Source organism: Halomicrobium sp. IBSBa, from assembly GCF_017612575.1.
GTDB lineage: Archaea > Halobacteriota > Halobacteria > Halobacteriales > Haloarculaceae > Halomicrobium.
Window position 1 is genome coordinate 1 of record NZ_JADPQC010000013.1, and the last position, 8,096, is coordinate 8,096.

The following is an 8,096-nucleotide window of genomic DNA, read 5'->3' on the forward strand; positions in this document are numbered from 1 at the left end:
CGTACAGTTTGGTGAGCTGGGTGGTGTTCACGTCGGCGGTCTCGTAGGTCGTCTTCTCGATGGTGACGTTCTGTCGACGTTCCCCATCAGTGGTCTCGATCGACCGAATCTCGAAGGGAGTCGTCAGTTCGTGGATCTGGCTATCCGTGACGACGTACTGGGTGCCGGAGATGTTGGCCGGGTCGTAGGTCTGGTTGACCGTGAACTGACCGCTGTTGGGGTTCGTCTGGGACATCAGCACCCCGGTGTGGTCCCCGTCAGCCGTCGAGATGTCGAATCGACCGATCGAATCCATCGCCTCAGGACTGTTGGTCCCGAGCATGGTCAGTTGCGCGGCGGCCCAGCCCTGATACTGGTCTCCGGGCGAGAATTCTTGACTGAAGACGTACGGGTCGATCAGGTCGGAGTTGTTGATCTCGCCCGCCTGATACTCGTCGTACGTGTTGGTGACGAGCGTGTCCATGTCACTCTGGACAGCATCGTTTTGGGACGAGATTTCGATGAGACGCTGGTTAGTAGCACCGAAGTCGATGTAGGTCCGGCTCTCGAAGTTGCTGTTCGGAGCATTGACACCGAGACTGTACCAGTAGATCGGGCCGTACTGCGTGTTGGTGGTGAAGTTGTTCGGAGTCGTGATCCCGACGACTTTGGAATCCCGGTCATCGAAGTCGTCGTTAACCTGATACAGACGGCCAGTCACCTGCATCGTAGTGGCGTCCATGGTGGACCCGTTTGCGAGACTAACAGATTCAGTCCCGTGTTCGTAGGTAACGTCACTAACCTCATACTGACCGTTAGAGGTCCCGCCGTCGTACGTCGAGTAAATGTCCCCATCAGCAGGGAACATCGGATCGACGCTGCTTTCGTTCTCAGCGACACCCTTGAGGTAAGCAGCGTTGGCGAGCTTGAGATTCCAGTGCTTGATAAGATTCGCCTGCATGACTGCGTAGTAGTTGGCCACAGCGGCTTTGGCAGCCGTCTTCGCTGCCGCTTCGCTGCTGCCGTTGTTCAGCGCCCGGATATAGGCATTCTTGCCGAAAATACGGGCCTGCGTCTTTGTGCCTTCGAGTTTGTTGTCGAGCGTCGTCTGGTAGATCTCGCTCGACGCCTTTTCGTTCTGTGCCGACTGGTAGATGTCGAGTTTGACCTGTTCAGCGTCTGCGTTCGTCGTGTTCACCTCCGTTTTGCCGGGGAGCGTCTGGCAGTCAACAACCTCGACGTATGGGTTGGTCAGCGAGTTGATCCGCTCGCCAGTGCCACACGTCAGGTCCCGATCACCGCCGGTCGAGCCGATGACGTAGCTGATATCGAACCCCTTGTCAGATCCGTCGCCGAAAGTGGGCTCGCCGGTGGCACTGTCGGCCAGCGTGACCGTCGCCGTCACGGATTCATAGGCGCGCTGGTTGTTGAACTGGATGTACTTCTCCGCGCCGGGGCCGACTTGCTCGCGCACCAGCGTGACGTTACTGCCGCCGGGGCCGTCGGTCGTGGAGATCTCGACAGTGAACTGTCCGTCGATGTTGGCCTGATTGACGACGATGCGATCTGGGTGGCCGGTGATCGTCTTGCTGTACGTGTTGGTGTCTGTCTGACCGAGCGCGAGGCCGGCGGGGGCGATCGCCGAGGAGACGAGCAGGACGGCGACGAGGACCGCGCCGCGGTTCATGGCTCGCCCCCGTCGGTGGCGACGGCGGTCTCGCCGACGGCATCGCGCACGTCCTGGTCGGTCGCGTCGTCGAGCTGGTCGTCGTCGGAGTCGTTGGTTCGGACGTGGTGGGCGGCGACGACGGCGGCGGCGAAGATCGTCGGAACGACGACGGGGAACGGCTGGCCGACGAGAGCCGAAGCGATCGTCGAGGCGGACACGCCGATGGTGCCGAGCAGGCCGTAGCCGAGGAGAGTATCGAGCTTCACGAGGATCACCCGAGGTAGCTGATGACGTAGTAGCCACTCGCCTCGACGGCGACGACGACCAGCCCGAATGCAGCGGTACCGGCGATGACTTCCTGGGCACCGAGGATGTTCAGCCCAGTGACCAGGACGAGGATCGCCGTGCCCACCGCGAGGTACGTCTCGACCGGCGCTTCCCCGCGAGCGATGTTCGCCAGGTCCGTATCGATCTCGTAGGACTTCCCGCTGGAGCGGTTCACCCGGTTCGTCGCGTACGCGCCGACGAGGGCGACGAGCGTCAGCAGGAACGCGAAGGTGATGTCCGTCCCCTGGACCGTCCACACCGCCGCTCCCAGGTCATTACCGAGGATGTTGATCGTCGCGATTCCGTTCGTCACGAACGCGCTCGCGGCGAACACCGTGCCGAACAGCGCGTCTTCGATGTCGATCTTTCCGTACATGGTTGCTCGTTCGCTGTCACAGCGAACGAGCAAAGGGCGAGCGAGGTTGGGTAAAAGTCAGGTCGAAGATGAACTCTCGACAAGTGTGGTGGCTCAGGTTAGCCAACTTCCTCGTGAATGTCCTCGACAACCTCGTCTGTCAATTTACCATTGTCTGCGAGGTCGGTCTGAAACAGCAACTCGACGAGATCGCCACCTGAGAAGAGCCGAACAGGATACGTAGAAAGATTCTCTCGCTGGGCACTTCTGGTGTAATGTGAGGTTGTGAAAAACAGCCCTATCTCACCGTCGTCTACACGCGAGGCCAATCGACTTAATTCCTTACCAGAGATGCTACTGCCCCTATTTTTGACCTGAGCTTTGAACTCGATCTTCGTATCGACACCCCGTAGTGGCCTGTCAGAGAACAAGTCCACCTGACCGGTCAGATCGACGCCACGATCTCCACTCTCTGGGGTCAACTCGACGTTGCTGAAGTTCTTGAGACCCTCCATCAAGAACTGTATTAGAACCTCAAGTTTCTCTCCCTTGTTCGGATCATCCAGTCGTTCGCGAATGTCTTCGAGCAGATCGGCTTCACGTCCTTCCGGGTCTTGGCCTTCTTTGGACCGGATACTGTCTTTGTAGATCGAATACCGTTGGATTCGACCTTCTCGGACCCACCGATTCCACGCATCTGGGCCACCGACATCGACTCCGGTTCTTGCTTTCCGGTGAACCCACTCCAGATCGATAGAATTCGCATTGAGGATTGCCAGCTCGAAGAGATAATTGACGACCGTTTCACCGTTATCCCGGTGTCGTTCAATCCTTAGGTCTGTAATAATACAGACACCGCGGAAGGTGACTTTCCCTGACTCGGGTTTCTCGAAGAGCAGGACTGGTGGAGCATTTGGACGGTCATTTTGTGCGTAGGTCCGGCAATAGTCGTCTTTCACCCAACCGTTACCTGTAGCAGTCTCTGGGTGAGGGGTGTGACGGGCTTTTGCATCTCCCCAGTAGCGAACGATCCCTTCCTCCATGTTGATGACGTCTTCCCAAGGATTCTGTGTCTGTGATGCGCCTGAATCAGAGACGAAGACCAGAAATTCCCGCTTGCCGGTGTCGGGATTAGTGATCGATCTGATACCACCGCTGTTCCTGATTCCGTTATCAATCGGCCCATTGAGCCATTTCTGAAACTGATCCTTGGTGGCATCGCTGGAACTTCGATACGTCTTGTTGACAACGTACTCCCGCCCGTAGTCGGCCATCTATTCTACCTGTTGAGACAGCCATACTATAATTCATTATCTCACCAGAGCTATCGAGCCCATTTCTGAAGTTGTCTGCAATACATCGAATGAGCAAATCCTTGTGCAGGTGAAATAAAAGACGGGGCAAGAAGTCAGTGGTTGAATTGAATTTGAATCTGGTCCGGTAATTCCTCCAAGATTTTGTCCATAGAGGGCTCTTTCTCGTCTGTTAAGAGTTCCATTTGGCGACGCCGGAGTACAGTGGAAACCTCTTCAATCGCATCATCGTCCAACTCTTCAGAATATTCGTTTAGAAGTACTTCTGCCCTATCGATCTTCTTTAGTTTCCGTCTCTGTGATTCAGTCAACTCTCTGTCGCGAGACCTGAGTAGCTCTTCGTATTTCTCATCAGTGAGCAATTCAGTATCCATGCTAACATGGTGTACTTGTTGTATGATAAATCCAGCTCAGGCTGAGGGTAGTCGGCGCATTTGACCCCCAGGGCTCGCACGTCGAGAATCTCGCTCGTCGCGATATGCACACGGGCGGGATCTGGCCGTGTGCATATTGGGAGCTCGGTGAGGGCAACGAAGGGTGGCTTCGAGGGTTGTGGGCTATGGGCCGCGCTGGCCTTTATCAGTAATCGGGCTTCGAGTTACCCGAGCAGACCACTATTTTACCATCGTGTTCACGAGCGGCGGGTATGCGAATCCGCGAAGACGGTAAGCACGCGCACCGAACCGACACGATCGAGCAGGCCGCCGAGTTCTGGGACTGCAACAAGACGACCGCGCTCATGAAGTCAGCCGAGTTCTCTCGGCGAATCGACGACCGAATCCGGGAGGTACTTGCCCGTGATGATCTGACGGTCCGGCAGAAGCGGGAGATCGCCGAGACACTGACGGTTCCTGGCACCTACGAAATTCAAACTGAGCAAATAGTTACTATTGATTGATGAATATGATATGTCTACCAATTGGATCATGATGACGTTAGGAAAGCACTCGATAGTGCTGAGGTAATTATAATTAGCGATATGAGGAAGATTCCCAATAATACTGGGCTTTTTGAGCAAACACGAGAAATAACCTCTGAAAAACTCAAAAGACCCAATGAAATGAATGAGATAAATGATATTAGTACAATGGTTGTGGCTGGTAATCTATCTGGTAGAGCCTCTGCTGGATCGTCGGTTTCCATATTGTAATAGTTCCTTAGTGAGTCATAGACTATTGATGCTGTAATTGTGGAGATTATTGCAAATACCAGATACATATGATCGGAAAAGCCAGTATACACAAAGGGACTGTTGATTGGATTAAAAGAACACATCGCTGTATTGCCAGATGCATATATGTATGAAAATATCCCCATTGGTAAGAATACGGACTCAATTCTCTTTTCACCAATCAGATCAAGGATACGTCCAATCATTCGTTCTCGGATCCATTTTCTTCATCTGTATAGGGGGTGAAAAACGCGATCAGACAAATCAGTAGATATCTTGTCGCTTGTTCAATCGCTATTTTTGCACCGACGCTTGATTCTATGATTAATTCTCGATAGACCTCTCGCTTTCGATGCAAATTATCTTCGGCAAGAATTTTGATCGCTTGAATTCGCAGACCATCAAATAGATCTGATTCTGAATTGAAAATGTAGAGGGCCAGATGATCAACGAAATACTCTGCTTGTAATTGATCCTCGCTTTCCAGCCCTTCACTGTTTGATTTGCACTGCAAGTCCGACAGCAGACCGACCGTCGTATCAATGTCAGCGAATGGGTTGGCCGCCGGGTTGACGCCAGTGAGTAGATCGAGATCTTCGTCGAAGTCCGACAGCAGACCGACTGTCGAATCAATATTAGCGAATGGGTCGAATGCTGGGTTGACACCAGTGAGTAGATCGAGATCCTCGTCGAAGTCCGACAGCAGACCGACTGTCGTATCAATATTAGCGAATGAGTCGACTGCCGGATTGACACCAGTGAGTAGATCGAGATCCTCGTCGAAGTCTGCGAGTAGACCGACTGTCGTATCAATATTAGCGAATGAGTCGACTGCCGGGTTGACGCCAGTGAGTAGATCGATATCTTCGTCGAAGTCTGCGAGTAGACCGACCGTCGTATCAATATTAGCGAATGAGTCGACTGCTGGGTTGACACCAGTGAGTAGATCGATATCTTCGTCGAAGTCTGCGGGTAGACCGACCGTCGTATCAATATCAGCGAATGGGTTGGCCGCCGGGTTGACTTCAGTGTCTACCTCATTTTCGCAAACATCATCTGATTTCTTTTCTCTATCTTCATCGTCACCCATTTGTGACCAATAGTGTATGATGTGTTATAAATGCAATCAACAGGAATCACTCCTGATTAATTTGTAGATCGCCGGCTTGGAGGTCTCCCGTCAAATAATCTCTTCCTTTCTCAGTGATCTGGTATAGTCCATCGTCGACCTTCTCAACGAGTTCAGCATCATGTAGCTTCCCCAAACGGCGACTAACGTAGTGGCGTGAGTAGTCGGTATTGACCGCGAGTATGCGGGGCGAGAGGACCAGATCACTGTCTGCGAGAGTTTCGAGGATACGTCCATCGGCCTGAGTCATCCACGAAACCCTCGGTCGTCGCATATTCGGGAGTCAAGGGGCGATTTCATAGTTTCATCGGTGGGTTGCAGTCCAATCACCATTCGTATACTTGCAGATCAACGTACGATGTGGTTTTAAGCCAGGTCAGTACAATGTGGGTGCTAAGAGCGCCACACCCGGTCCTCGGCGAGCAGGTCCGAGAGAAAGAGTCGGGAGCCGACGCCCATGTCCGTCGGCCGGGGTGTTGCTCTTGCGAGCGAACACATGACCACGAGACGAGCCTACCGCCTTAATGCAGGTGGCACGATCGACCGCGCGCTTCCCCGTTTTACTTTCACCGGCCGAAATCGCTATTTCGGCGGGACGGGGCGGCGAACCAATCACTTTCACTTTCACCGCGCGGGTAAGACTCGCGCCTTTTACGATGCCCTTCGTCGGTCCCAGACGAGTATGTCGGAGCAGAAGAAGACGGTTCGAATCGAGAGCCGGACCGACCGATGGCGATTCGTCTGTCCCCGCGGCCATCGCTCCTGGGAGCCCACCAACCACCACTTCTGGTGTGCCTCCTGTGCGCGCGCCCAGGGCGTCGACGGCGAGTTCCACGAGCTGCACGACCGGAAGACCGGCGACCTTCGCGAGCGCGAGAGCGTGCGGCTGGTGACGCCGGTCGGTCCGTACGACCGCGATCTCGACGGGGGTGACCAGACGTGAGCGCCGATCTCGAAGCACTGTCTCCCGAGCGCGGCGTCGAGATGTACCTGAACAGCAAGCAAGACGAGTACACCGAAGCGACGCTGACGGGCCACAAGTACCGTCTCGAAGCGTTCCTGCAGTGGTGCAAGGAGGAAGAGATCGAGAACCTTAACGAGATCTCCGGTCGCGACCTGTACGAGTATCGGATCTGGCGACGGGAGGGCCAGGGTGAGGACCGCGAGCCAGTTGAGCAGATCACCCTCCGTGGGCAGCTCGCGACGTTGCGGACGTTCCTGCGGTTCGCCGCCGAAGTCGATGCGGTCCCCCAGGACCTTCGGACGAAGGTTCCCCTCCCGACACTGAGCGGCGGGAGCGGTGTTTCCGACTCGACGCTCGAACCCGAGCGAGCGACGGGCATCCTCGACTACCTGAATCAGTACTACTACGCGAGCCGGCAGCACGTCGTCATGCTCCTGCTCTGGCACACCGGCTGTCGCGTCGGTGGGCTGCGCGCGCTCGACCTGGACGACTGCGAACTCGAAGGTGATACGCCCGGTCTCCAGTTCGTTCATCGACCGGAGAAGGGCACGCCGCTCAAGAACGACACCAAGGGCGAGCGCTGGAACTCGATCAGTCAGCGAGTCGCGCGGATCGTCAGTGATTACGTCGAAGGTCAGCGCGATGTCGTGACCGACGAGTACGGGCGACGGCCACTGATCACGACCACGAAGGGCCGCGCCGCGATCTCGACACTTCGGAACACGCTCTACCGGATCACGCGCCCGTGCTGGCGAAACGAAGGGTGTCCGCACAACCGCGACATCGAGAGCTGCGAGGCAACCGAGCCACACAAGAAGAGTACGTGCCCGTCGGCGCGGTCACCCCACGACGTTCGGAGTGGTCGGGTGACTGCCTACCGTCGCAACGACGTGCCGAAACAGGTCGTCTCTGACCGACTGAACGCCAGCGGCCAGATTCTCGACAAGCACTACGACCGCCGTGGCGAGCGTGAGAAGGCCGAACAGCGCCGCGATTACCTTCCAGATTCCTGACTTCAATGAATCGAAAACTATCATACAGCGGTACGATTGAGATGTTCACCCGCCAGGGCCCATCAAGCAACTGCCTGATTCCTGGCCGAACCGAAATTGCGACGAGCGACGCCCATACTGACCGAAAACAGGCAAATTGGGTTAGCGAAAAACCCCGGTTCCGAGCTGACTCGAAT

General features: G+C 55.4%; 11 protein-coding genes. 3 read left to right on the forward strand and 8 right to left on the reverse strand.

What is annotated here, in order from left to right; translation table 11 throughout:
- The 5 genes from IL252_RS17080 to IL252_RS17100 form a co-directional block, all read right to left on the reverse strand.
- Positions 1 to 1,666, reverse strand: a 1,666-nt coding sequence (locus IL252_RS17080) for a hypothetical protein (RefSeq protein WP_208629028.1), incomplete at its 3' end; no start/stop codon positions are given.
- Positions 1,663 to 1,923, reverse strand: a complete 261-nt coding sequence (locus tag IL252_RS17085) for a hypothetical protein (protein WP_208629029.1) — start codon at positions 1,921 to 1,923, stop codon at positions 1,663 to 1,665. The genes IL252_RS17080 and IL252_RS17085, both read right to left, overlap by 4 nt.
- Positions 1,920 to 2,351, reverse strand: coding sequence for a hypothetical protein (locus tag IL252_RS17090; protein WP_208629030.1), 432 nt, complete (start codon positions 2,349 to 2,351; stop codon positions 1,920 to 1,922). The genes IL252_RS17085 and IL252_RS17090 overlap by 4 nt, the downstream gene beginning before the upstream one ends.
- A 98-nt stretch (positions 2,352 to 2,449) precedes the next feature.
- Complete coding sequence (locus tag IL252_RS17095) at positions 2,450 to 3,604, reverse strand: restriction endonuclease (protein WP_208629031.1); 1,155 nt, start codon at positions 3,602 to 3,604, stop codon at positions 2,450 to 2,452.
- Positions 3,605 to 3,738: 134 nt separating this feature from the next.
- Positions 3,739 to 4,017, reverse strand: coding sequence for a hypothetical protein (locus IL252_RS17100; protein WP_208629032.1), 279 nt, complete (start codon positions 4,015 to 4,017; stop codon positions 3,739 to 3,741).
- Positions 4,018 to 4,289: 272 nt separating this feature from the next.
- Here IL252_RS17100 and IL252_RS17105 point away from each other — a divergent pair, with 272 nt between their 5' ends.
- The gene (locus IL252_RS17105) at positions 4,290 to 4,541 is read left to right on the forward strand and encodes a hypothetical protein (RefSeq protein WP_208629033.1); all 252 of its coding nucleotides are present in this window, start codon (positions 4,290 to 4,292) and stop codon (positions 4,539 to 4,541) included.
- Positions 4,542 to 4,567: 26 nt separating this feature from the next.
- Here IL252_RS17105 and IL252_RS17110 read toward each other — a convergent pair whose 3' ends face one another.
- Genes IL252_RS17110 through IL252_RS17120 form a run of 3 tightly spaced genes read right to left on the reverse strand, consistent with a single transcriptional unit; the run spans position 4,568 to position 6,193 of the window.
- Positions 4,568 to 5,020, reverse strand: coding sequence for a hypothetical protein (locus IL252_RS17110; protein WP_208629034.1), 453 nt, complete (start codon positions 5,018 to 5,020; stop codon positions 4,568 to 4,570).
- Positions 5,017 to 5,904, reverse strand: a complete 888-nt coding sequence (locus IL252_RS17115) for a hypothetical protein (RefSeq protein WP_208629035.1) — start codon at positions 5,902 to 5,904, stop codon at positions 5,017 to 5,019. The genes IL252_RS17110 and IL252_RS17115 overlap by 4 nt, the downstream gene beginning before the upstream one ends.
- 46 nt (positions 5,905 to 5,950) lie before the next feature.
- Positions 5,951 to 6,193 carry a helix-turn-helix domain-containing protein gene (locus IL252_RS17120; protein ID WP_244257309.1) on the reverse strand — a complete coding sequence of 81 codons (243 nt, stop codon included), beginning with the start codon at positions 6,191 to 6,193 and terminating at the stop codon, positions 5,951 to 5,953.
- A 432-nt stretch (positions 6,194 to 6,625) separates the two neighbouring features.
- Between IL252_RS17120 and IL252_RS17125 the strand changes: the two genes are divergently transcribed.
- The gene (locus IL252_RS17125; RefSeq protein WP_153554662.1) at positions 6,626 to 6,886 is read left to right on the forward strand and encodes a hypothetical protein; all 261 of its coding nucleotides are present in this window, start codon (positions 6,626 to 6,628) and stop codon (positions 6,884 to 6,886) included.
- Between the two features lie 41 nt (positions 6,887 to 6,927).
- Complete coding sequence (locus IL252_RS17130; protein WP_153554944.1) at positions 6,928 to 7,920, forward strand: site-specific integrase; 993 nt, start codon at positions 6,928 to 6,930, stop codon at positions 7,918 to 7,920.
- The last annotated feature ends 176 nt before the right edge of the window (positions 7,921 to 8,096 follow it).